At 32.5% G+C, this 23,271-nt stretch carries 23 protein-coding genes; 15 read left to right on the forward strand and 8 right to left on the reverse strand.

Annotated elements, in window-relative coordinates; genetic code table 11:
- Positions 1-53: 53 nt before the first annotated feature.
- Positions 54-1,004 (reverse strand): NAD-dependent epimerase/dehydratase family protein, encoded by a 951-nt coding sequence (locus HMPREF3046_RS03440; protein WP_070716452.1) that lies wholly within the window; start codon positions 1,002-1,004, stop codon positions 54-56.
- 271 nt (positions 1,005-1,275) lie between these two features.
- Between HMPREF3046_RS03440 and pruA the strand changes: the two genes are divergently transcribed.
- From pruA to HMPREF3046_RS03460, 4 genes are all read left to right on the forward strand, one after another.
- Positions 1,276-2,820, forward strand: a complete 1,545-nt coding sequence (gene pruA / locus HMPREF3046_RS03445) for an L-glutamate gamma-semialdehyde dehydrogenase (RefSeq protein ID WP_070716454.1) — start codon at positions 1,276-1,278, stop codon at positions 2,818-2,820.
- Positions 2,821-3,038: 218 nt separating this feature from the next.
- Positions 3,039-3,266, forward strand: a complete 228-nt coding sequence (locus HMPREF3046_RS03450; RefSeq protein WP_070716455.1) for a FeoA family protein — start codon at positions 3,039-3,041, stop codon at positions 3,264-3,266.
- Between the two features lie 4 nt (positions 3,267-3,270).
- A complete protein-coding gene (gene feoB / locus HMPREF3046_RS03455; RefSeq protein ID WP_070716457.1) occupies positions 3,271-5,265 on the forward strand; it encodes a ferrous iron transport protein B in 1,995 nt (664 codons plus the stop codon).
- Positions 5,266-5,276: 11 nt separating this feature from the next.
- Entirely contained in the window at positions 5,277-5,465 is a 189-nt protein-coding gene (locus tag HMPREF3046_RS03460; RefSeq protein ID WP_049432717.1) for a FeoB-associated Cys-rich membrane protein, read from the forward strand.
- 68 nt (positions 5,466-5,533) lie between these two features.
- On the opposite strand, the gene HMPREF3046_RS03465 is transcribed toward HMPREF3046_RS03460, so the two are convergent.
- Positions 5,534-6,082, reverse strand: a complete 549-nt coding sequence (locus tag HMPREF3046_RS03465; RefSeq protein ID WP_070716459.1) for a TetR/AcrR family transcriptional regulator — start codon at positions 6,080-6,082, stop codon at positions 5,534-5,536.
- A gap of 326 nt (positions 6,083-6,408) precedes the next feature.
- Here HMPREF3046_RS03465 and HMPREF3046_RS03470 point away from each other — a divergent pair, with 326 nt between their 5' ends.
- Positions 6,409-6,873, forward strand: a complete 465-nt coding sequence (locus HMPREF3046_RS03470) for a hypothetical protein (RefSeq protein ID WP_070716462.1) — start codon at positions 6,409-6,411, stop codon at positions 6,871-6,873.
- A 151-nt stretch (positions 6,874-7,024) separates the two neighbouring features.
- Positions 7,025-7,546, forward strand: coding sequence for a methylated-DNA--[protein]-cysteine S-methyltransferase (locus tag HMPREF3046_RS03475; RefSeq protein ID WP_070716464.1), 522 nt, complete (start codon positions 7,025-7,027; stop codon positions 7,544-7,546).
- A gap of 120 nt (positions 7,547-7,666) precedes the next feature.
- Here HMPREF3046_RS03475 and HMPREF3046_RS03480 read toward each other — a convergent pair whose 3' ends face one another.
- Positions 7,667-8,833 (reverse strand): hydroxymethylglutaryl-CoA synthase, encoded by a 1,167-nt coding sequence (locus HMPREF3046_RS03480; protein WP_070716467.1) that lies wholly within the window; start codon positions 8,831-8,833, stop codon positions 7,667-7,669.
- A 112-nt stretch (positions 8,834-8,945) separates the two neighbouring features.
- On the opposite strand from HMPREF3046_RS03480, the gene HMPREF3046_RS03485 reads away from it, so the two are divergent.
- Together HMPREF3046_RS03485 and HMPREF3046_RS03490 are read left to right on the forward strand one after the other, a co-directional pair.
- Complete coding sequence (locus tag HMPREF3046_RS03485) at positions 8,946-10,100, forward strand: thiolase family protein (RefSeq protein WP_070716468.1); 1,155 nt, start codon at positions 8,946-8,948, stop codon at positions 10,098-10,100.
- A gap of 1 nt (position 10,101) precedes the next feature.
- On the forward strand, positions 10,102-11,379 hold the full coding sequence (locus tag HMPREF3046_RS03490) for a hydroxymethylglutaryl-CoA reductase, degradative (protein ID WP_070716470.1): 1,278 nt from the start codon (positions 10,102-10,104) through the stop codon (positions 11,377-11,379).
- Positions 11,380-11,452: 73 nt separating this feature from the next.
- Here HMPREF3046_RS03490 and HMPREF3046_RS03495 read toward each other — a convergent pair whose 3' ends face one another.
- Both HMPREF3046_RS03495 and HMPREF3046_RS03500 read right to left on the reverse strand, forming a co-directional pair.
- Positions 11,453-11,887 carry a CHAP domain-containing protein gene (locus tag HMPREF3046_RS03495; protein WP_049417125.1) on the reverse strand — a complete coding sequence of 145 codons (435 nt, stop codon included), beginning with the start codon at positions 11,885-11,887 and terminating at the stop codon, positions 11,453-11,455.
- Positions 11,888-12,104: 217 nt separating this feature from the next.
- Positions 12,105-12,320, reverse strand: coding sequence for a sterile alpha motif-like domain-containing protein (locus HMPREF3046_RS03500; protein ID WP_002454831.1), 216 nt, complete (start codon positions 12,318-12,320; stop codon positions 12,105-12,107).
- Between the two features lie 208 nt (positions 12,321-12,528).
- Here HMPREF3046_RS03500 and HMPREF3046_RS03505 point away from each other — a divergent pair, with 208 nt between their 5' ends.
- The 5 genes from HMPREF3046_RS03505 (at position 12,529) to ptsG (ending at position 18,783) form a co-directional block, all read left to right on the forward strand.
- Complete coding sequence (locus tag HMPREF3046_RS03505; RefSeq protein WP_070716472.1) at positions 12,529-13,413, forward strand: cidABC operon transcriptional activator CidR; 885 nt, start codon at positions 12,529-12,531, stop codon at positions 13,411-13,413.
- Positions 13,414-13,615: 202 nt separating this feature from the next.
- The gene (locus tag HMPREF3046_RS03510; protein WP_070716475.1) at positions 13,616-14,005 is read left to right on the forward strand and encodes a CidA/LrgA family protein; all 390 of its coding nucleotides are present in this window, start codon (positions 13,616-13,618) and stop codon (positions 14,003-14,005) included.
- A gap of 2 nt (positions 14,006-14,007) precedes the next feature.
- Positions 14,008-14,694, forward strand: a complete 687-nt coding sequence (locus HMPREF3046_RS03515; RefSeq protein WP_002449420.1) for an LrgB family protein — start codon at positions 14,008-14,010, stop codon at positions 14,692-14,694.
- A gap of 50 nt (positions 14,695-14,744) precedes the next feature.
- Positions 14,745-16,484, forward strand: a complete 1,740-nt coding sequence (locus HMPREF3046_RS03520; protein WP_070716477.1) for a pyruvate oxidase — start codon at positions 14,745-14,747, stop codon at positions 16,482-16,484.
- 271 nt (positions 16,485-16,755) lie between these two features.
- The gene (gene ptsG / locus HMPREF3046_RS03525; protein WP_070716479.1) at positions 16,756-18,783 is read left to right on the forward strand and encodes a glucose-specific PTS transporter subunit IIBC; all 2,028 of its coding nucleotides are present in this window, start codon (positions 16,756-16,758) and stop codon (positions 18,781-18,783) included.
- Positions 18,784-18,957: 174 nt separating this feature from the next.
- Here the strand turns inward: ptsG and HMPREF3046_RS03530 are convergent, their stop codons facing one another.
- Entirely contained in the window at positions 18,958-20,010 is a 1,053-nt protein-coding gene (locus HMPREF3046_RS03530) for a zinc-dependent alcohol dehydrogenase family protein (protein ID WP_070716481.1), read from the reverse strand.
- Positions 20,011-20,216: 206 nt separating this feature from the next.
- On the opposite strand from HMPREF3046_RS03530, the gene HMPREF3046_RS03535 reads away from it, so the two are divergent.
- Positions 20,217-20,543, forward strand: a complete 327-nt coding sequence (locus HMPREF3046_RS03535; RefSeq protein ID WP_017175066.1) for a thioredoxin family protein — start codon at positions 20,217-20,219, stop codon at positions 20,541-20,543.
- A gap of 53 nt (positions 20,544-20,596) precedes the next feature.
- Here the strand turns inward: HMPREF3046_RS03535 and HMPREF3046_RS03540 are convergent, their stop codons facing one another.
- On the reverse strand, positions 20,597-21,559 hold the full coding sequence (locus tag HMPREF3046_RS03540; protein WP_070716482.1) for an L-lactate dehydrogenase: 963 nt from the start codon (positions 21,557-21,559) through the stop codon (positions 20,597-20,599).
- 157 nt (positions 21,560-21,716) lie between these two features.
- On the opposite strand from HMPREF3046_RS03540, the gene HMPREF3046_RS03545 reads away from it, so the two are divergent.
- Positions 21,717-22,694, forward strand: coding sequence for an alpha/beta hydrolase fold domain-containing protein (locus tag HMPREF3046_RS03545; RefSeq protein WP_070716484.1), 978 nt, complete (start codon positions 21,717-21,719; stop codon positions 22,692-22,694).
- A 127-nt stretch (positions 22,695-22,821) separates the two neighbouring features.
- Here the strand turns inward: HMPREF3046_RS03545 and HMPREF3046_RS03550 are convergent, their stop codons facing one another.
- Entirely contained in the window at positions 22,822-23,139 is a 318-nt protein-coding gene (locus HMPREF3046_RS03550) for a hypothetical protein (protein WP_070716486.1), read from the reverse strand.
- Positions 23,140-23,271 lie beyond the last annotated feature (132 nt).

Raw genomic sequence — 23,271 nt, forward strand, 5'->3', positions numbered from 1 at the left:
ATATCATTCCCACTAATTGGGGTCAGTCCAAATAAAAGCTAACCGTTTTTCTATTAAATAGTGATGTTGTTATGTTTATTATAAGTCAAATAAGCTGTAATACCTTCTTCGATACTATATTTAGGCTTGTAACCTAATGCTTTGAGCGGGGTAATATCGGCACAAGAATGTTTAATATCTCCAGGACGTGGGGCTTCAAACTGATAAGGTATAGGATAATTAAAATTATTTTCAAACGATTTAAAAACAGCTTTCAAATTTGTTTGTGTTCCTGTGCCTACATTATAGATAAAACCATCCGTTAGAGTAGTATTAAGAACGATTGATATAGCATTGATTAAATCATCGATATAAACAAAATCACGTGTTTGTTCGCCATCGCCATAAAATGTAAAAGTTGAATGATTTAAAAACTTAGTATTCATAATAGAAATGACTCCTGAATAATCAGATGTTGGATTTTGTCTAGGACCGTAAATATTAAAAAATCTTAAACAAGTACAAGGAATTTGATATAAATGATTATAAATCTTAGCATATTGTTCTCCAGCGTACTTTTGAATAGCATATGGAGATAATGGAAATGGTTTAGATTGTTCTACAGATTTAGGTAAATCGGGTAGATGACCATAAATAGCTGCAGAAGAAGCAAATATGACTTTTTTAATATTTGGATTATATGTTCGAATTGCTTCTAATATATTGACAGTAGCATCTATATTAATACAATTGGATAATTCTGGTTTTTCGATTGTTTCTACTACACTCACCATAGCAGCTAAATGAATGACAAAATCAAATTGTTCTTTTTGTATTAATTGTGTGACAAATTTAAAATCGGTGATATCTTTGATATAAATATGTTCATTGTTCACAAAAGGTATATTCTTTAAAAAACCGGAACTTAAATTGTCAATAATATGTACTTCTGTGTCATGATTCATAAAATATTCTGCTACATGGGAGCCAATAAAACCTGCTCCACCAGTGATAAGTACTTTCATATATATACTTCCTTTTCTAGATGTCGGTTAACTATGTTGTAATTATTATACTTTATTTTATTTAAATTATAAATTATTTATATAATGAAGTGTGTTGATAGGGTTACATTAGTACTTGAATCAAAAATCAAATTCACAATTTTGTAAGCGGTTGCAAATAAAGAAGTAAACATAGTAAAATGAAGTTAATGATAGAAAATATCATGATTAAGAAACAAAGGGTTAAAGAAATGAATTTAAATACTAAAAAACATATAGGGGGTAATGAAGTATGGTAGTACCTTTCAAAAATGAACCGGGTATTGATTTTTCTGTGCAAGAAAATGTTGAAAGATTTCAAAAAACGTTAGAAAAAGTAAAACATAGTTTAGGCCAAACGCTTCCTATTGTCATTGATGGTGAACATATCATTAAGGACGATACATTCGATTCAATTAATCCAGCGAATACATCTGAATTAGTAGCTAAAGTGTCAAAAGCGACAAAAGACGATGTCGATAACGCATTTGAATCTTCAAACAAGGCTTATGACGCATGGCGTAAATGGTCACACAAAGATCGTGCTGAATTAATGCTTCGTGTCGCAGCAATGATTCGTCGTCGTAAAGAAGAAATTGCAGCAGTCATGGTATATGAAGCGGGTAAACCTTGGGATGAAGCAGTTGGAGATGCGGCTGAAGGTATTGATTTTATAGAATATTATGCTCGTTCAATGATGGAACTTGCAGATGGTAAACCGATCTTAGATCGTGAAGGTGAACACAATCAATATTTCTATAAACCGATTGGTACAGGTGTAACCATTCCGCCTTGGAACTTCCCATTTGCAATTATGGCGGGTACAACATTAGCACCAGTGGTTGCAGGTAATACGGTATTATTGAAACCTGCTGAAGACACAGTGCTTACTGCATATAAACTGATTGAAATTTTAGAAGAAGCAGGCTTACCTAAAGGTGTGGTAAACTTTGTGCCTGGTGATCCTAAAGACATTGGTGATTACTTAGTTGATTCTGTGCATACACATTTTGTGACATTCACGGGGTCTCGTGCAACAGGAACACGCATTTACGAGCGTAGTGCAGTTGTACAAGAAGGTCAAACTTTCTTAAAACGTTTGATTGCTGAAATGGGTGGTAAAGATGCGATTGTAGTAGATGAAGGTGTAGATACAGACTTAGCTGCACACTCTATTGTAACGTCAGCGTTCGGATTCTCCGGTCAAAAATGTTCAGCATGTTCACGTGCCATTGTGCATAGTGCTGTTTATGATGAAGTCTTAGAAAAAGCAATTGAGTTAACAAAAGATTTAACAGTAGGTAATACTGTTGGTAATACATTTATGGGACCTGTTATTAATAAAAAACAATTCGATAAAATTAAAAAATATATTGAAATTGGTAGTAAAGAAGGAAACATTGAAATTGGTGGAGAAGCGGATGATTCAACAGGTTACTTTATCCATCCAACAATCATTTCAGGATTAACATCTTCTGATCAAGTGATGCAAGAGGAAATCTTTGGCCCTGTAGTTGGCTTCACCAAATTCGATAAATTTAATGAAGCCATTGATATTGCAAATGATACAGATTATGGCTTAACAGGCGCGGTCATCACAAACAATCGTGAACATTGGATTCAAGCTGTAAATGAATTTGATGTAGGTAACTTATATCTAAATCGTGGATGTACTGCAGCTGTGGTAGGTTACCATCCATTTGGTGGTTTCAAAATGTCAGGTACAGACGCTAAAACAGGCAGTCCTGACTATTTATTAAACTTCTTAGAACAAAAAGTCGTATCAGAGATGTTCTAACATCACCAAGTGGTAGGTGCTGTGGAAAGTCGAATTCGTTCGATTTTCCATAGCTTTTTTTATAGTCTCAAAAAGAAAATAAATACGCTAAACAATGTATGAATCATATCTAAAATTTATGAAAAATGAATAAATAAATGATTGTAAAAGTAAGTGAAAAAGGTTATCATTTAAGTGTTGATAATGATTATTAATTACAAATAGAAAGTGTGACTGGAATGATAAATGTAAGTACTGCATCAAAAGATAAAAAGTATGTAGTTAAACAAATTGATATTCAAAATAAAAATATGCTATATCGTTTAGGTGCCTTTGGCTTAAATGTAGGTAGTAAAATCAGTATTAAACAAAAGTGCTTGCTAAATGGACCAAGTGTTGTTGAAATTAATGGCCAACGTGTAAGTATTCGTCAACGTGATGCACGTTTGATTATGTTAGAGGAGTAAGCCTATGCACGAAAGCTTCTGTATATTAGGTAATCCAAATGTAGGAAAGACATCATTGTTTAATGCACTAACCGGTTCGTATGAATATGTTGGAAACTGGAGTGGCGTTACAGTTGAAAAGAAAGTTGGACAATTAAAGAAAGATGTTGGCAATTTAATCGATTTACCGGGTATTTATGATTTATCCCCTATTTCTAAAGATGAAACCGTCGTCACAGACTATCTGATGACAAATACATTTACAGGTATGATTAACATTATTGATGCCAGTCAATTAAAGAGAAACCTTCAACTGACAATACAATTAATGGAATTAAATGAACCTATTATCATTGGATTAAACATGGTAGATGTGGCAACGCAAAGAGGTATTAAAATTAAATATGAAGGTCTAATGAGAAAACTGAAAGTACCTGTATTTCCCATTGTTGCTCGTAAAGGAAAAGGTACGGAGGAATTGCTAAATGAATTGTCTTTTTTACATCCAAAAGAAAAACGACACTTCAAAATCAGTTATGGTAAAGAAACTGAAGATGCGATTAAGCAAATGACTTCTATCATTCAAGCACATACAGAATATCCTTCAAAACGTTTACGCTTTATAGCAATTCAGTATTTATTAGACAATCCGGAAATCGAGCGAGAACTACCTTCAGTCATTTCCGAACAAATTGAACCTATTAAAGAGAAGTTAAGTCAACACTTAGATGTATCGATACGACAACATATTGAAATAATTCGAAATCAATACATTGATCGTCTATTAGCTGGTGTCGTTGAATATCCGAATGAAGAACAGCAATTTTTAACTGAAAAAATCGATAAAATAATAATGAATAGATACTTAGGTATTCCAATATTTCTAGTCATTATGTGGCTGATTTTTCAAACGACATTTACTTGGATAGGAACACCATTATCAGATCAGCTAGATGCTTTCTTTAGTGGACCACTCACAGACTGGTTAAAGGCAGGCATGCATTATATACATGTTGTGCCATTTCTACAAAATTTGATTACAGATGGTATTGTAGCTGGGGTAGGTTCAGTCTTAGTATTTGTGCCACAAATTATTGTATTATTCTTCTTTATTTCACTTTTAGAAGATTCAGGATATATGGCACGAATTGCAGTTTTAATGGATAGAACAATGGAATCGATAGGATTAAGTGGTAAATCATTTATTCCAATGATTATTGGATTTGGTTGTAATGTACCCAGTATTATGGCAACGCGAAGTATTGAAAATGAAAAAGAAAGACTAATCACTATTTTAATTGCACCTTTCATGTCATGTTCGGCGCGATTGCCAGTATATGCTATTTTTGTAGGAGTATTTTTTGAAAAGTATCAATCTCTTGTAGTGCTAAGTTTATATGTATTAGGAATTGTAGTGGCATTGATTGTAAGTACATTACTTAACAAGTTTATTCTTAAAAGTGAGAATTCCGTATTTATTGTGGAACTACCTACATATAGAGTTCCATCGGTTAAAACGTTATGGAGAAGTACTTGGGAAAAAGCAAAAGGATTTGTTAAAAAAGCAGGTACATTTATTTTTGGGGGTTCTGTAGTCATTTGGGCATTGAGTTACATCGGTCCTCATGGAGTGAATGTACAGATTGATGAAAGCTTCATGCACAGTATTGGAGAATTTTTTGGACATCTAATTGCTCCATTAGGATTTGGTAGTTGGCAAGCAGGCGCTACGTTAATTCCAGGATTCTTAGCTAAAGAAGTCATTGTAAGTTCTATGGCTATCCTGTATTCTTCTAGTGAAGGTGGTTTAGTGAATGTCATTCAACAACAGTTCACACCTTTGTCTGCATATGCCTTTATGATTTTCATATTATTATATGTGCCATGTATTTCAACTGTTGCCACAATTCGTAAAGAAACAACATCGTGGAAATGGACACTTACAGCATTAATTTATCCAATTTTTACAGCGTATATATTAACATTTGCATTTTATCAAATAACAAAACTATTTATATAAGGATGATGACAATGACTTTATTAATAAACGTAATCATTTTTGTTGCTATTTTTGGTTACGCTGCGTATACATTATATAAATTCTTTAATCGCTCTACTCAAGGAAAATGTGGTGGTTGTGATACAGAATGTAGTTGTGATATTAATGCATCTAGCCAGTTAAATGAATTAAAATTAAATCATATAAAAAACAATAATTAATAATAAATAAAACCCGTTGAATTAAGACGGGTTTTATTTATTAGAACGATATAACGATTGTTTGATTATTAATTAATCGTTTTAATATTAACTAATTTATGAAAAACTTCATCCATTTCTTTAGGTGTAAGTAGTGTCTCCTCATTTTTTTGCCACTCTAAAAAACCACCTATAATTGAACCAAAAACATAGAAAACTAAGCTTTTAGGAATGGTTTCTTCAAGTGCGATTCGATCCATATTTTCATAAAAATCGTTTTTGATAATATCTATAAGAAACTGATTTCTAACTTTGTTGTATTCATTATCCTCTTCTTGCATGTGTTCGATTCTAGACAACGTTTCACGATTTAATGAATTAGACAAAACTTGAAACGGATGATTAATACGTTCCTTAATATCAATTGCAAAATAATTTTTCCCAATGATGTCAAGTAAATAGACGAGTAGTTCATATTTATCATAAAAGTGTTTATAAAATGTAGTACGATGAATACCAGCATTTTCACAAATTTTATGAACTGTAATAGAAGAGAAGGATTCTATTTCTAGTAAAGCATATAAACTACTCGTTAACGCTTTCTTAGTCTTTATCACTCTTAAATCTTTATCATTCATGTCTTTCTCCCCTAACATGTAAACTATAAAATATTTATATAGAGATACATAATATATGATTATAGAATAGAAATATCTATAAATAAATAGAGAATAACTAATAAATTACAATTTAATAAAAGAAAAGATTTTTTATGTTTAGCGTTAAATAATTTACAATATAGAAAAGTTTTAACTAGGATGAATAGGGTATACAAAATTTAAAGAAATTAATTAGAATTATAAATAAAAATTAAAAAATTATAGAAAAATAGTATTCTTTATAGAATTATTCAATGATAATTCGATAAAATATAAAAATACTCTATACTGGAGGATGGTATAATATGAAAGGTAGTAAAAGGCTAGATCAAATTAAAGAAGATAATAAAAAGCAACTTAAAAAATTATTTAAGTATGACAAAAATAATGCTTTATCATTTAGTAAACAAGATCGTGAAAAAGTTCAAGATAAATTTGGTGTATATGTTATTTTTGATAAAAAAACACCAATATTTGTAGGCCAAACTGGAGGATATTCAACAGGTTATCAACCTATTACTAAAGACTTATTTAACAAAATGGGGCAATATAACTTAAAATCTGGTGTAGGCACAACAAAATTTAAAAAAGGCTTAGCTCAACAAAAAGGCGTGAGCGAAGACGATATTAAATCAATCACTGTTGAAGATTATGGATTAAAATTCCAATATGTAAATGTTAAAGATGAGCCAGCATTTATCAATATATTAGAAATTTTAGCATTAGAATATGCTAAAGATAAAGGCTATGAATTATATAACTTCAATTAAAAACGATTGTATTCTTAAAATAAACTTAGTATTAAACAGTTATAAATCAATGTGTCAGAATTGATTAATGGAAGCGAGAAGAGGAATTCAAATGAATTCAGTCTCGCTTCTTATTTTTTATTACAATACAATAGAGTGGGGAGGAAGTTATATGTTCTATTCAATGCTTTATCAATCTCCAGTAGGTAATTTAGAAATCGTTACAGACGGAGAAGTAGTGACGCAATTAGAATATTTATATCAATACACGCATTTACGTTTTCCTACAAATCATGAATTATATATTTTAAAAAAAGTAAAGCGATGGCTTGATGACTATTTCTTAGGAAATAATCCAGAGATTGATTTTCCTTTACAACCTCATGGTACACCTTTTCAACAAGAAGTATGGGCTTATCTTAATACAATCCCATATGGAGAGCTTACGACTTACGGAACGATTGCAAAACATATTGGTCAAGTATTAAACAAACCAAAAATGTCTGCACAAGCTGTAGGTGGAGCTGTAGGAAAAAATCCAATTTCTATCATCATTCCTTGTCATCGCGTTGTAGGAAAAGATGGTAGTTTAACAGGATATGGTGGAACAATTGATAATAAAATTAAATTGTTAGAAATTGAAAATGTGAATATGAGTCAATTATATCGACCATTATACACAACTAAACCATAAATAAAAGGCGCCTAAGACATAATGAGTTGTCTTAGGCGTTTATAATGTTTTGGGGAGATGGGATGACGAATTCATTTTGAGTACATCGTCCCGCCTTTTTTAATATCTGATTGATATACATTATTTAGGAGAATGATAATATCTAATATCATCTTCAATGTTTTCTAAATAAAAGATATGTTTATCGTTTTCTACGTTTTCAGTCTCATGATCGAAAGATAAAACATCAAAACGTCTGAAGAACGATTCGTATTCTTTTACAGATACTTCTTGACGCTCATTTAGTAAAGCTTGATGTGCTTTTTTATCTAAGTGTTGTTCAAAACCTTCCACTACTGTGGCGCTAAAGAACTCTCCCACAGACCCAGAACCATAACTAAATAATCCAATTGTTTGACCAGGAGTTAAAGTTCTGTTTTCAAGTAATGAAATTAAACTTAAATAAAGTGATCCAGTATATATATTGCCTACATAACGATTATAGTATACAGCATCCTCATAACCAGACGTTAATCGAGATTGAGTCGTTTCATCAGTATCATTAATGATAGAATCTAATGCTTTTTTGCCCATTTTAGTAAAAGGCACGTGGAAACATAATGATTCGAAATCGGATAATGATTTATCTTCACGACGTGCATACTCTTTCCAACTTTCTTGGAATGATTCAATATATGCATCTTTTGATAACGCACCTGCAACAAGTGGATAGTTATGACCAGTCGGTCTCCAGAAATCATACACATCTGCTGTATAAGCAACAGCATCATCGTTTAATTGTAAAATACGAGGCTGATGTGAAATTAACATTGCCACTGCACCAGCACCTTGTGTAGGTTCACCGCCTGACTCGATACCATAACGTGCTGTATCACTTGCAATGACCAATACTTTTTCGTTAGGACGGTTTGCAAGATAATCTTTAGCAAGTTGAATTGCAGGTGTAGCTGCATAGCAAGCTTCTTTCATTTCAAAACAACGTGCAAAAGGTTGGATATTTAATAAATGGTGAATTTGAACTGCTGCGGCTTTAGCGTTGTCGATAGCAGATTCAGTAGCAACGATAACCATTCCAATATGTTTTTTATCATCTTCTGTTATAATATCTTTAGCAGCATTGGCTCCCATTGATACGATATCTTGGGATACTGGACTTACTGCCATTTGTGTTTGTCCAATCCCAATTAAAAATTTGTTTGGATCAACTTGACGAGCTTCTGCAAGCTTCGCCATGTCTACGTAGTATTTAGGGATATAAAAATTGATTTTATCGATACCTATATTCACAGGCATGTCATCCTTTCGAATAGTCTAATTTTAACAATACAATACTCTGTATTTTACCAAAATAAATTACTAAAATACAATTATATATATACTACAGGCAAGGAGATAAAGAATGAAACAAATCGCTATTGTAAGTGCTAAAAGAACGCCAATTGGCAGATATAAAGGGAAATTGAGAAATTATTCAGCTGTTGAACTAGGTACAACAGCTTTAAAAGGAGCTATGGAATCAATTGATATCGATCCAGCTCTTGTTGAACAAGTTATCTTCGGAAATGTCTTACAAAGTGGCGTAGGACAAAACTCTGCACGACAAATTGCTATTAAATCAGGTATTCCTGATACAACTCCAGCGATGACAATTAATGAAGTATGTGGTTCAGGACTTAAAGCAATTATTTTAGGGAAGCAACTTATTCAATTAGGGGAAGCTAAAGTCGTTGCTGTTGGTGGTGTTGAAAGTATGACTAATGCACCTAAACTTATTTTAAAAGACGGAGAAGATCCTGTAGAAAGTTTTATGCATGATGGATTAACGGATGCTTTCCATTATGTTCCGATGGGGGTCACAGCAGAAAATATAGCCGAAAAATATCATGTAACACGTGACATGCAAGACGAGTTTGCTAACCATTCTCATGCTAAAGCTGCAAAAGCCGTTGAAGAAGGTAAATTTGATAACGAAATTATAAAAATGACAGACGCTGAAGGTAATGAGATGACTTCTGATGAAGGTATAAGACCTAATAGTAGTGTTGAAAAATTATCTACTTTGAAAACAATATTTAAAGAGAATGGAACAGTCACTGGTGGTAATGCTTCAAGTATTAATGATGGATCATCTGCCCTTATTTTAATGGAAGCAACATTTGCAAAAGAACATGGATTTGAAATTCTTGGCATCGTAGGAGATTACGCTGAAGTAGGTTGCGATCCACAATATATGGGTTATGCACCTTTTTATGCAGTAGAAAAATTATTAGAAAAAACACATCAACACATCAATGATATTGATATTATAGAAATGACTGAAGCATTTGCAGCTCAAAGTATACCTGTTAAGGATCATTTAAAAATTCCCGATAGCATTTTAAATATTTATGGTGGTGCGATTGCACTAGGACATCCTATTGGTGCAAGTGGCGCACGTCTTGTTACAACACTTGTGAATGCTTTAGAACAAGAACATCAACATACAGGTATCGCAACAGCTTGCATTGGTGGAGGACTAGGTATTGCTTTAATGATTGAAAAAGGAGTACATTAATATGAAAAGTTTAGATAAAAACTTTCGTCATTTATCAAGAGAAGATAAATTAAAACAATTAGTAGACTACGGGTGGTTAGATCAAACGAATTATCAAACATTATTAAGCAATCCAGTTATTGATGAGGAAGTGGCAAACAGTCTCATCGAAAATGTCATTGGCCAGGGTACGTTACCAGTTGGATTATTACCTAAAATTATCGTAGATGAGAAAGAATATGTGGTACCTATGATGGTTGAAGAACCTTCAGTTGTTGCTGCTGCGAGTTATGGATCGAAACTTGTTAACCAAACTGGAGGATTTAAAACGATAAAAAGTGAACGATTGATGATCGGACAAATCATATTTGATAATGTTAAAGATACAGAAGACTTAACACAACGTATTCAAAAGAAAGAAAACCAAATTAAACGTATTGCAGATGAAGCCTATCCTTCTATCATCCATCGTGGAGGTGGCTATCGTGGTATTGACATAGATGCTTTTCCTAATGAACAGTTATTATCTCTTAAAGTATTTGTTGATACTAAAGATGCGATGGGCGCAAATATGCTCAATACAATTTTAGAAGCAGTGACAGCTTATCTAAAAAATGAATTAACAGATCAAGAGATATTAATGAGTATCTTGTCTAATCACGCAACGTCTTCTGTTGTACGTGTAGAAGGTGAGATTGATATCACTGATTTAAATCGAGGCGATTATTCTGGTGAAGAAGTAGCTAAGAGAATGGAACGTGCGTCAGTACTCGCACAAGTTGATATTCATCGGGCAGCAACACATAACAAAGGAGTCATGAATGGAATTCATGCCGTTGTTCTAGCTACAGGTAACGATACACGAGGTGCTGAAGCAAGTGCGCATGCTTATGCAGCACGTGATGGTCAATATAGAGGCATTGCTACGTGGAGATATGACGAAGCCCGCGGACGTCTTGTAGGCACAATTGAAGTGCCGATGACTTTAGCCATTGTTGGCGGAGGAACAAAAGTATTACCCATCGCGAAAGCTTCCTTAGACTTACTCAACGTTGAGTCCGCTAGAGAATTAGGACATGTAGTAGCTGCAGTAGGTTTAGCACAGAACTTTTCAGCTTGCAGAGCCCTTGTTTCAGAAGGTATTCAAAAAGGGCATATGAGTTTGCAATATAAATCATTAGCGATTGTTGTAGGCGCCAAAGATGAAGAAATTTCAAAAGTTGCTGAGCAACTTAGACAAGAGCCTAAAGCAAATACTGAAGTGGCTGAACGTATTTTAAAATCAATACGCCAATCTTAAAAATAAGCCATGAAAGTTTAGAAATGGAAGACATTCCATCACTCAACTTTCATGGCTTATTATTTTGTGTCAATTAATAAATGTAATTGTAATTACGCGCAGCAGACGCACTAATATAACGCGTACTGTAGGCTAGTGGACGATTATAATTATATTCTGAAACAAGAATTTTTCCACTACTGTAAACACGTTCAACGATGGCAACATGGCCGTAATATCCTGCAGTTGATTGCATAATAGCATAGCGTTTAGGCTTATGTCCTGTTCTATAACCAGCACGCTGAGCTCTATAATACCAGTTTTTTGCATTACCCCATTGATTTGAAACCGGTTTACCTAATTGAACACGACGTTGATATGCCCACCAAGTACATTGATATTTATTATAATAGTTATAGCCAGCTGCTTCAGAAGTATGTGTATGTTCAACATTTTGATATGTATAAGTTCCAGTAAAAATAATTGCCGTAGCTAATATTAAACGTAAAATGAATGTTTTAATTTTCATTAAGTTCTCCTCAAAAATTAAATAATTTAAAGTCTAAAATAATATTATTATTAAAAAAGTTGTAATACAATATAAGAAATGAATTATACAAATAACTGTAATACTTCTGAAATATAAGTAATACATCGTAACTAAATCTTTGCATAAAAAAAGACGCCACGAGGGCGCCTTAGTGAGATGATACTTCCATGTAATGTATAACTACATTTTATTGAAATCATACATCTGTGAATTGGTTAAAAACAGCTAATGCTCTTTTAACACTAGTCACCGGTATGTTTTCAAGACACGGATTTGTTCGAAAATATAACAATATTTCGTTTTGGCTCTTCACGTCTTTAGGAAAAGTGTTATCTTGATTAATCCAATTTACCAATTCACCTAATGGTGTGTCATCGCCTATAAAATTTTGCATAAATTCGTAAAAGCTCAATTCATCACCTCATATTCGCTTGAGCCGATTTTGATTATAACATTTTTTGTAATTTGAAAATATAGTTTTGTTTATATGAAAAATAATTTATTTATAAATATTGTTTTTCCATAAAGTATACATATTTGAGTAAGTTATCGAATGAATTTACATTTTTTTTACAAAAATAATGTATAATAAAAAAAGAATTTTTTAAGAAGGTGAGCAATTGGATATCAAGCATATGAAATATTTTATGGAAGTTGTGAATCAAGGTGGTATGACGAATGCTTCTAAATCTTTATATATTGCTCAACCAACGATAAGTAAAGCAATAAAAGATATTGAAAAAGAACTAGACATGCCTTTATTCGATCGACAAAAACGTTATTTAGTTCTTACAGATGCAGGAAAAGTGTTTTATAAAAAATGTGAAGAGATTTTGGCATTATATGATAATATTCCAAATGAAATTAATGGCTTGCTTGGTTTAGAAACAGGCCATATTAATATTGGAATGTCAGCAGTGATGGATATGCAACAGTTTATTAATATTTTGGCGGAGTTTCATAAATTATATCCAAACGTTACCTATAGTCTTAATGAAAGTGGCGGTAAATCGATTGAAAATCGTTTGATTAACGATCAAATAGACATTGGCATTACGACCATTCCTATAGATGAGAACACATTTGATTATGTGTCTTTATATAGTGAAGATTTAAGACTTATAGTGAGTGAAGAACATCAGTTAGCTAAGCGTTCATCTGTGACAATGGCTGATTTGAAAAATGAAGATTTTATATTATTCAATGAGGACTTTTATCTTAATGATAAAATTATAGCTACTGCAAAAAATGCTGGTTTTATCCCAAATACAGTATCCAATGTATCACAATGGAATTTCATTGAATATTTAGTAATAGCACGATTAGGTGTTAGTATTTTACCAGAACATATTGCCAATATGTTAAAAGATAAGATTAAAAGTATAAAAATTGAAGACTCAGGTATGAGTTGGGAACTTGGAGCAATTTGGAAAAAAGATAAACTTTTAAGTTATGCAACTTCTAAATGGATAAAATTTATGACTGAGAGATTGGAAAACAAGTAAACGGTTCATTTTTACAAATAGTGAAAAACCTTAACGTAGGTTTTCTCACTATTTTTTTATTTTTAAAACGGTTCCATAGAAAATAACTATAAGTTATATATAAAATCAATATTTTTATAATCTATCCATATAGATTACAATTTTGAATATAGACTAAAAAATCGCTGTAACAAATTCGACAAATTTATGGAGGTCAGTCGTTTTGAAAAAAGCATTAAATATTATAGAGATTATTCTTCAAATCGTATTGGTGGTAGCGATTAGTATTATAGGTTCACTGCTACAAAAATGGCTACATATACCGTTAGCAGGAAGTATTATCGGTATGATATTATTTTATATTTTATTACATTTTAAAATTATTCGTGTTGAATGGGTTTCTAAAGGAGCCGACTTCTTATTAACCACAATGGTCTTCTTCTTTATTCCTTCAGTTGTAGGAATTATGGATATTGTTTCTAATATCACTACAAGTTACATTATTTTCTTCCTCTTGATTATTATTGGTACAAGTTGTGTGGCACTTGTTTCTGGATTTATTGCTGAAACAATGTCTAAGAAAAAAACTCATACTAAGAAAGGAAATCATTAAAAATGGATATATTAAAAGGCGTTTTAATGATATTATTAACTGTTGTAATGTATAAACTTGCTCAAATATTACAACGTAAATATAATAACCCATTATTGAATCCAGCATTAATCGGTTCACTTGGAATAATTATTGTTTTACTTTTAACACGTCAAAACTATCACGATTACATGATTGGCGGTCAATGGATTAATCATCTATTAAATGCCACTGTTGTATGTCTTGCTTATCCACTTTATAAAAATAAAGATAAGATTGTAGAAAATATTGGGGTCATTTTTTCAAGCGTCATGGCTGGCGTGATATTGAATTTTGTGTTAGTGTTTAGTTCGTTAAAGTTATTAGGTTACTCAGAAGAAACAATCGTAACTATACTACCTAGATCAATCACAGCTGCTGTAGGAATTGAAGTTTCTCAAGAACTTGGAGGTACAGATACGATTACAGTACTGTTTATCATTACTACTGGATTGATAGGTAGTATGATGGGTTCAATGCTACTTAAGGTTGGTCAATTTAAAACATCAATCGCGAGAGGTTTAACATACGGAAATGCATCACATGCTTTTGGAACTGCAAAAGCGTTAGAACACGACATCGAATCTGGCGCATTTAGCTCAATTGGAATGATTTTAACAGCAGTTATTAGTTCAATTCTTATTCCAATTATGATTAAGTTGTTTTACTAAAGGGAATACAGAAATAAAATGTATATTTAGGAAAGGGGCTATTTAATCAAATGGCGAAGATTAAAGCAAATGAAGCATTAGTTAAAGCATTACAAGCTTGGGATATTGATCACTTATGGGGTATTCCAGGTGACTCAGTTGACGCAGTAGTAGATAATTTAAGAACAGTTAGAGATACTTTCAAATTTTATCATGTACGTCATGAAGAAGTTGCAAGCTTATCAGCTGCAGCATATACAAAGTTAACAGGTAAAATCGGTGTAGCTTTAAGTATTGGTGGACCTGGGGTTGTTCACTTATTAAATGGTATGTATGACGCTAAAATGGATCGTGTACCTCAACTTATTATTACAGGTCAAACGAATAGTACATTATTAGGTACAAAATTCTTCCAAGAAACTAACATTTCTAAAATGGTTGACGACGTAGCAGTATTCCATCATCAAGTTCAAAAAGGTGATGACTTATTTGAAATTACAAATGAAGCGATTCGTACTGCATATGAAAAAAATGGTGTAGCAGTTATTATTTGTCCAAATGACCTATTAACGCAAAAAATTAAAGACACTACACATCGTCCAGTAGATACGTCTAGACCAGTGTTACCAACACCATCTTATCGTAGCATTAAAAAAGCTGCTAAATTAATTAACAAAAGTAAAAAACCAGTTATGCTTGTTGGTGTGGGTGCAAAAAATGCTTCAACTGAATTACAAGACTTCATTGAAGCAGCTAAAATCCCTGTAATTCATACATTACCAGCTAAAACTGTTTTACCTGACTCACATCCATACAGTGTTGGTAACTTAGGTAAAATTGGTACAAAAACGTCTTACCAAACTATTCAAGATGCTGATTTATTAATTATGGCTGGTACTAACTTCCCTTATGCAAGTTACTTACCTAAGAAAAATATTAAAGCAATCCAAATTGATACAAATCCAAACGTAATTGGTGAACGTTTCGATATTAATGTTGGTATTGTTGGTGACGTTAAATTAGCATTCCATCAATTAACTGAAGCGATCAAACCAGTACCTCGTCGTTCATTCTTAGACAAGACGTTAAAACGTAAAGCTGTATGGGATAAATGGATGGAAAAAGACATGAATAACACAAGTGCTCCAATTCGTCCAGAACGTTTAATGAAAGCTATCAATGATTACAGTAAAGATGACGCGGTATACTCAATCGATGTTGGTACTTCAACTGTTTGGGGTACACGTTACTTAGACTTAAATGTTAATAATAAATTTATTATCTCAGCATGGTTAGGTACAATGGGTTGCGGTCTTCCAGGTGCCCTTGCTTCTAATATTGCTTACCCAGGTCGTCAAGCAATTGCAATTACTGGTGACGGTGCATTCCAAATGGTAATGCAAGACTTCGCAACTGCTGTTCAATACGATTTACCAATGACAGTCTTCGTATTAAATAACAAACAATTATCATTCATTAAATATGAACAACAAGCTGCTGGTGAATTAGAATATGCCATTGACTTCTCTGATATGGATCATGCTAAATTCGCTGAAGCTGCTGGTGGTAAAGGTTATGTATTAAAAGACCCTAACCGTATTGATGAAATTGTTGAAGCAGCATTAAATGAAAATGTACCAACTGTTGTTGATGTACATGTTGATCCGAACGCTGCGCCATTACCAGGTCAAATCGTGAACGAAGAAGCATATGGTTATGGTAAATGGGCTTACAGATCTATCACAGAAGACAAAGAATTTGACTTCGATAAAGTACCACCAATTTCTGTAGCTGCTAAACGTTTCTTATAAGAAATAGATTCGACACACTGACGAAAGTAATGCTTTTGTCAGTGTTTTTTTATGAATATTTAAATTATAAAAAATGTAAAATATTAGTAAAAAAGATATTGAAAACGTTTTATATTATATGTATAATTAAATTGTTAAAAAAGAACTGCGTGTTACTATTTGATTAGGCATGAGCAGATAAGCTACCATTATTTTTGTCATAAATGATGGGCTTATTTGGTCATGCTTTTTTTTATGCGTAAAAAAGATACATTGAAAGGATTGAATCAAAATGTTTAAAAAGCTATTTGGACAATTGCAACGAATTGGTAAAGCATTAATGTTACCTGTGGCAATATTGCCTGCAGCTGGATTATTATTAGCAATTGGAACAGCTTTTCAAGGTGAAGCATTACAGCAATATCTTCCATTTATTAAAAATGGAGTAATTCAAAATATTGCTAACATGATGACAGGTGCTGGTGGTATTATTTTTGATAACTTACCTATCATTTTTGCACTCGGTGTAGCAATAGGGCTAGCAGGTGGAGATGGTGTAGCAGCCATTGCAGCTTTTGTTGGATTTATTATTATGAATAAAACAATGGGAGCATTCTTAAATGTTACACCAGCACAATTGGAAGACCCATCTAAAGGATTCGCAAATGTTTTAGGCATACCTACACTTCAAACTGGAGTGTTTGGTGGGATTATTATAGGTGCTCTAGCAGCTTGGTGTTATAACAAGTTTTATAATATTTCCTTACCATCGTATTTAGGGTTCTTTGCGGGTAAACGTTTCGTGCCGATTATGATGGCAACGACATCATTTATTTTAGCTTTCCCAATGGCTTGGATTTGGCCATTCATTCAAAATGGATTAAATGCATTTAGTACAGGTTTATTAGATTCTAATACTGGATTGGCAGTATTCTTATTTGGATTTATTAAACGATTACTTATTCCATTTGGTTTACATCATATTTTCCATGCGCCATTCTGGTTTGAATTTGGTTCTTGGAAAAATGCAGCTGGAGAAATTATTCGAGGAGATCAACGTATTTTTATTGAGCAAATACGTGAAGGTGTTCATTTAACTTCAGGTAAATTCATGCAAGGTGAATTTCCTGTTATGATGTTTGGATTACCAGCAGCTGCATTAGCAATTTATCAAACAGCTAAACCTGAGAATAAAAAGGTAGTTGGAGGCTTGATGTTATCAGCAGCTTTAACATCATTCTTAACTGGTATTACTGAACCATTAGAATTTTCATTCTTATTCGTAGCACCATTATTATTCTTTATTCATGCAGTACTTGATGGATTATCATTTTTAACGCTTTATTTACTACATTTGCATCTAGGATATACATTCTCTGGAGGATTCATAGATTTTGTTTTATTAGGTATTCTTCCAAATAAAACACCATGGTGGTTAGTGATTCCGGTAGGATTAGTTTACGCTGTCATTTATTATGTAGTATTTAGATTCTTAATTGTTAAATTCAACTTCAAAACGCCAGGTCGTGAAGATAAACAAGCCTCTGTAGCTAATACATCTGCAAGTAAATTACCATTTGATGTGTTAGATGCAATGGGTGGTAAAGAAAATATTAAACATTTAGATGCTTGTATTACACGTTTACGTGTAGAAGTTAATGATAAATCTAAAGTAGATGTTGAAGGATTAAAATCACTCGGTGCTTCGGGAGTGCTTGAAGTTGGAAATAATATGCAAGCGATTTTTGGTCCTAAATCAGATCAAATTAAACATGATATGGCACGCATTATGAATGGAGACATCACAAAACCTAGTGAAACAACTGTGACTGAAGATACATCAGATGAGCCAGTACAACTAGAAGAGGTAAAAGAAACTGATATCTATGCACCAGGTACGGGTCATATAATTCCATTATCTGAAGTGCCAGATAAAGTATTCTCAGAAAAAATGATGGGTGACGGTATCGGATTTGTTCCTGAAAAAGGCGAAATTGTAGCACCATTTGATGGTACAGTTAAAACGATTTTCCCAACGAAACATGCCATCGGTTTAGAATCTGATACAGGAATTGAAGTATTAATTCATATTGGTATCGATACAGTAAAATTGAATGGTGAAGGCTTCGAAAGTTTAGTCGATGTCAATGAACCTGTCACACAAGGTCAACCATTAATGAAAATTAATTTAGCATACTTAAAAGAACATGCGCCAAGTGTTGTCACACCAGTGATTATTACAAACCAAGGTGATCAAACATTAACATTCAATGATGTTGATTCAGTAGATCCTGGTAAGCGCATTATGACAATTAAATAATAAAACAAGCCTGGGACATTATATGTGTCTCAGGCTTGTTTGTATGTATTAGCAGTCGATGACTGAATTGAAAAGGTGTGGTCTCAAGTTTTTCAATTCTAGTCCTTTTTGCCATGACAGGACGACGAATTCAAAAAGAATTCTGTCACCACACTTTTTATTTAATACACAATATTATTTAGTGATATCATTCTCAATTAATAATTTGATAGCTTTATGATCTGTAGCATTTCTAAATAAGTCATAAGCATTTTCAATGTCACTTAATTTACTATAATGTGTCACGAGTTGTTCAGGTTGAATGATTTTAGATTTGAGAGCTTCTAACAATTCTTCAGTGGTATTAGCGGAAACTAAACCAGTTGTAACGTTGATATTTTTAATCCATAATTTTTCGATATTAAATTGAACTGGTAAGCCGTGAACACCAACATTAGCAATTGTTCCATCGACCCCAATCAACTTTTGACATAAATCAAATGTGGCTGGAATACCAACTGCTTCAATAGCAACATCGACGCCACGATGATTGATATCTTTGATTTGTTGAATTGCTTCATTCACATTACTAGAATTAATTGTATGAGTCGCGCCAAATTTTTTGGCTGTAGCTAAACGATGATCATCTAAATCAATCATAATTATTTTTGAAGGTGAGTAGAATTGAGCAGTTAATAAAGAAGCTAATCCAACTGGTCCAGCACCTACAATAGCAACAGTGCTTCCAGGTTTTACTTTTCCTTTTAATACACCAATTTCATAACCAGTCGGTAAAATATCTGAAAGCATTACGAGTGCTTCATCAGGTAAAGAAGTAGGAGCATGATATAAAGAATTATCTGCAAAAGGTACTTTCACATATTCTGCTTGAGTACCATCAACAAGATGTCCTAGTATCCATCCGCCCCCATTTTCACAATGAGCATAGATACCTTTTTTACAGTAATAACATTTGCCACAAGATGAGATACAAGACACAATGACTCTATCGCCGACTTTGAAGTGATTGACATTAGAACCAACAGATTCAACAATACCAATACCTTCGTGACCTAAGGTTGTATAGTTAGGAACTTCAGGTGTGTCCCCTTTAATAATATGTAAATCAGTACCACAAATTGTTGTTTTGACCATTCTAATAATAGCGTCAGTACTTTCCGTAACAACGGGTTTTTCTTTATCGACGAGCTTAGCGACGCCGGGTTTTTCATAGATGTAAGCTTTCATGATGATTCCTCCAATATAAATTGTGAATTATTTCACAAACATTATAACATTCATTTATTAAGATGTATTCTATTTTAAAGAAAAAATCATTGAACTATTGTTGAATGTATTTAACAAGAGGATTTAGATGAAAAAATAAGTGTAACATCGTAAAATAAGTATGTATAAGAGAACTAGACCGTTAAATTAAATAAGTAGGTGAAAATATGACTAAAAATATTGAAAGTATAGAACAATTTCATCAATTTATTCAAACGCATCGATTAGTAGTGATTCATGTTATGCGGAATCATTGTTCAGTATGTCATGCGGTATTGCCACAAATTGAAGATATCGTCAATGATTATTCTAAAGTACATTTTGCTGTTATCAATCAATCTAATGTAGAAGCTATTGCGGGAGAACTATCTATATTCACTGTTCCAGTGGATTTAATATTTTTGGACGGTAAAGAAATGCATCGACAAGCGCGTTTTATCGATATGCAAGATTTTGAGCATCAATTAAGTTTAATGCATGAGAGTTTAAAATAAGTTAAAAAAGCCTAAACACGATAAATGAATTGTTGTGTTTAGGCTCTTTTTTACTAGTTATTTAAAATTGATTTAATGATAGCATCGGCACGTTGTTGATGCTCTAAAATAATATGACTTGATTGTTTGAAACGAGTAAGTTCATCTTCTTCTAATTTCAATTCAATGACACGATCAGCACCATTACCGTTAATAACAGTTGGCGTTCCAATATAAAGGTCATTTAATCCATATTCACCTTCAAGATAACTTGAAACATTCATAATCACATTTTTATTAAATAAAATGGCTTCTACAATACGTATTAAACTTAATGATATGCCAAAGTTTGTAGTACCTTTTCGAACGTAAATATCATATCCCACTTGAGTGGTTTGCGAAGCGATAGATTGTTTGAACGTGGTTTGATCTACGCCTTTATTCAGTAAAGCAAGGACAGGTTCACCGGCAATTTGAGCATGAGACCAAACAGCTACTTGAGAATCACCATGTTCGCCAATAACAGGTGCATAAACATTTTGTGGTGCCACATCAAATGTGCGACTTAAGAAAAATTCGAAGCGGGCTGTATCTAATGAAGTGCCTGATCCAATAATTTTATTCTTAGGAAATTGAGACACACGTTTTATGACATAACTCATTATATCGACCGGATTAGATGGAAGTACAAAATAACCATCGAAACCATGAGCAATAACTTTTTGAATCATAGGCACAAAGATATTTACATTATCTTCTAATAATTTTAAACGTGTATCGCCTTTATCTAATTTTGCACTTGCACAAATGACGACGATATCAGCATCACTACAATCACTATAAGAACCAAGATGTACATCTACAAACTTATCTCCAAAAGGTGTAGCATGGTTTAAATCCCACACATCTGCTTTTGCTTTATCTTCATCAATATCAATAATAGCTAGCTCATCGACTAGTCCTTTATCTACAACTGCATGTGCAAACGCAGAACCTACAAATCCACTACCAATAAGCACAATTTTATTTCTTTTCATTCAGCATAACCTACCTTCTAAAAATGAAAATTCAGATAATTATATTTAGAATAGCACGTATCACTATTTTTTTAAATCTTTAAACGTTGAATAAGCTATTTACTAAAATATAACGACTTTGAGGTATATAATAATATAGAGTATAGGAGGTTAAAAGATGAAAAAACGATTGTTAACCGTAGCGACATCTGCAATTCTTGGAACTTTAGCTTACATTAAAGTAAAAGAAAAACGCAGTTATCAAAGCTTTATTACTGAAAAATATATTCGTATGTCTGGAATGAAGAAAACATTTGAAAATGTGAATGATGCTAAAAAAGCATTAGAGGAAGTCAAACCTTTAACAGCTGGTAAATATGATGGGACAGATTATGAATTTAAACATCGTGCGCATACTAGAAGTATTAATGGGTCTGTCACATATATTGTTAATGATAAAAGAGAACCTCATCAAGATGTTGTGCTTTACATTCATGGTGGTGCTTGGTTCCAAGATCCATTAGAGAATCATTTTGATTTTATTGATCAACTTTCAGGAGAATTGGATGCACGAGTGATTATGCCTGTTTATCCTAAAGTACCTCATAGAGATTATCGAACAACGTTTGAATTACTAAAAAATATTTATCAAAAAGAAATATTAGAAGTAGAAAATCCACAACATATGACGATAATGGGAGATTCAGCAGGTGGTCAAATTGCTTTATCATTTGCACAATATCTTAAAAAAGAAACACAATTACCACAACCAGGACATATTGTGATGCTTTCTCCAGTTCTTGATGCAACATTTAGCAATCCTGAAGCTAAAAAATATGAAAAAATAGATCCTATGTTAGGAATTGAAGGAAGTAAATATTTCATACAATTATGGTCTGGTGATACGCCAATAGAAGACTATAAAATCTCACCCATTAATGGAGATTTAGAAAATCTTGGTCGTATATCTATTTTTATAGGAACAAAGGAAACGCTATATCCAGATGCATTAAAGCTCTCTGAAATGCTAAATGATAAAGGGATTGAACATGATTTTACACCAGGGTATAACTTATTCCATATTTATCCTATTTTCCCATTACCAGAACGTCAAAAGTTCTTTATACAACTGAAAAATATAATGGGAAAAGATTAAATACTAGTTTGAACGTTAGTGTTATTTTTAAAAGCACTAAAATAATGAATGAAACATCTATAAATGATATTGATGATAAACGATATTACAATTTTTATATAAATATAAAAACAGATACTAACTTGTATTATTCTTTAGAGTGAGTATCTGTTTCTTTATATTGAGTATTAATAGTATTTTTATGTGAAGGTAGAGCATCTTCTTTTTTAATTTCAGTAAAGTTTGAAGTCGAATGTGGTGATTCATTTTTATTGATTGTCTCGTTAGAAGATTGAGAACGATCGTTGATATAACGAGGGTCAGTATCTAGGACAGAATGACTCATGTCATTTCCTTGTAGACTGCCAATCAAAATAAAGATGAGATAACTAGAACAAGCCAGTAAAACTAAAGCAAGATAAATGCCAACTGCAACTTTAACAGGTTTAGCCATAGATTTATCCATTTATGTCCTCCTAGAGTCATAGCAATGTTTACTTATAAATTAACATGAGAGTTTTAAGTAAATGTAAATAAGAAGTAAATATTTATCAATTTACTATTAATAAATTTAAGACAATTAAATTTGTTGATATTA

This window comes from Staphylococcus sp. HMSC070D05 (assembly GCF_001815595.1).
In the GTDB taxonomy this organism is placed as follows: Bacteria; Bacillota; Bacilli; order Staphylococcales; family Staphylococcaceae; genus Staphylococcus; species Staphylococcus hominis.

What these genes read in the sequence shown, in the direction of transcription:
- HMPREF3046_RS03440 (WP_070716452.1), bottom strand. Translation starts at nt 1,004, where the DNA reads ATGAAAGTACTTATCACTGGTGGAGCAGGTTTTATTGGCTCCCATGTA.
- pruA (WP_070716454.1), top strand. Translation starts at nt 1,276, where the DNA reads ATGGTAGTACCTTTCAAAAATGAACCGGGTATTGATTTTTCTGTGCAA.
- HMPREF3046_RS03450 (WP_070716455.1), top strand. Translation starts at nt 3,039, where the DNA reads ATGATAAATGTAAGTACTGCATCAAAAGATAAAAAGTATGTAGTTAAA.
- feoB (WP_070716457.1), top strand. Translation starts at nt 3,271, where the DNA reads ATGCACGAAAGCTTCTGTATATTAGGTAATCCAAATGTAGGAAAGACA.
- HMPREF3046_RS03460 (WP_049432717.1), top strand. Translation starts at nt 5,277, where the DNA reads ATGACTTTATTAATAAACGTAATCATTTTTGTTGCTATTTTTGGTTAC.
- HMPREF3046_RS03465 (WP_070716459.1), bottom strand. Translation starts at nt 6,082, where the DNA reads ATGAATGATAAAGATTTAAGAGTGATAAAGACTAAGAAAGCGTTAACG.
- HMPREF3046_RS03470 (WP_070716462.1), top strand. Translation starts at nt 6,409, where the DNA reads ATGAAAGGTAGTAAAAGGCTAGATCAAATTAAAGAAGATAATAAAAAG.
- HMPREF3046_RS03475 (WP_070716464.1), top strand. Translation starts at nt 7,025, where the DNA reads ATGTTCTATTCAATGCTTTATCAATCTCCAGTAGGTAATTTAGAAATC.
- HMPREF3046_RS03485 (WP_070716468.1), top strand. Translation starts at nt 8,946, where the DNA reads ATGAAACAAATCGCTATTGTAAGTGCTAAAAGAACGCCAATTGGCAGA.
- HMPREF3046_RS03490 (WP_070716470.1), top strand. Translation starts at nt 10,102, where the DNA reads ATGAAAAGTTTAGATAAAAACTTTCGTCATTTATCAAGAGAAGATAAA.
- HMPREF3046_RS03495 (WP_049417125.1), bottom strand. Translation starts at nt 11,887, where the DNA reads ATGAAAATTAAAACATTCATTTTACGTTTAATATTAGCTACGGCAATT.
- HMPREF3046_RS03515 (WP_002449420.1), top strand. Translation starts at nt 14,008, where the DNA reads ATGGATATATTAAAAGGCGTTTTAATGATATTATTAACTGTTGTAATG.
- HMPREF3046_RS03520 (WP_070716477.1), top strand. Translation starts at nt 14,745, where the DNA reads ATGGCGAAGATTAAAGCAAATGAAGCATTAGTTAAAGCATTACAAGCT.
- ptsG (WP_070716479.1), top strand. Translation starts at nt 16,756, where the DNA reads ATGTTTAAAAAGCTATTTGGACAATTGCAACGAATTGGTAAAGCATTA.
- HMPREF3046_RS03530 (WP_070716481.1), bottom strand. Translation starts at nt 20,010, where the DNA reads ATGAAAGCTTACATCTATGAAAAACCCGGCGTCGCTAAGCTCGTCGAT.
- HMPREF3046_RS03535 (WP_017175066.1), top strand. Translation starts at nt 20,217, where the DNA reads ATGACTAAAAATATTGAAAGTATAGAACAATTTCATCAATTTATTCAA.
- HMPREF3046_RS03540 (WP_070716482.1), bottom strand. Translation starts at nt 21,559, where the DNA reads ATGAAAAGAAATAAAATTGTGCTTATTGGTAGTGGATTTGTAGGTTCT.
- HMPREF3046_RS03545 (WP_070716484.1), top strand. Translation starts at nt 21,717, where the DNA reads ATGAAAAAACGATTGTTAACCGTAGCGACATCTGCAATTCTTGGAACT.
- HMPREF3046_RS03550 (WP_070716486.1), bottom strand. Translation starts at nt 23,139, where the DNA reads ATGGATAAATCTATGGCTAAACCTGTTAAAGTTGCAGTTGGCATTTAT.